The 394-nt window shown below is 63.5% G+C and carries 1 pseudogene; it reads left to right on the plus strand.

Annotated features, from left to right (window positions below):
- Positions 1-394: pseudogene (locus tag FY251_RS22080) on the plus strand (30S ribosomal protein S3); the annotation flags it as partial.

Below are 394 nucleotides of genomic sequence, written 5' to 3' on the forward strand. Positions count from 1 at the left end.
GCTCGGTACCATCGGGGTCCGAGTCAAGATCATCCCGCCGGACGCGGAGCTCCCCGACGACTTCGAGATCTACGAGGATGTCGACGTCGAGGACTACGTGGCCGACACCGACGGCGAGTCCGTCGAGGAACTCCTCGAAGGCGAGCCTGAAGACAGCGAGACGGCCGAGGAACTCGACGAAGACGTGGCCACCGGGGCCGACGACGACTCCGAGGCTGACGAGGAGTTCGTCGACGAGGAAATCGTCGAGGAAGACGTCGAGGTCCCGACTGACGACGATGTCGAGGACGTCGACGTCGACGAACTCGAAGACGCTGTCGACGAGGAACTCGACGAGGACGTCGAGGCGGAAGCCGAAGAGCTGATGGACGAAATGGACGAGGAGGCTGACGAC

Source organism: Haloferax sp. KTX1 (assembly GCF_902410085.1).
In the GTDB taxonomy this organism is placed as follows: domain Archaea; phylum Halobacteriota; class Halobacteria; order Halobacteriales; family Haloferacaceae; genus Haloferax; species Haloferax massiliensis.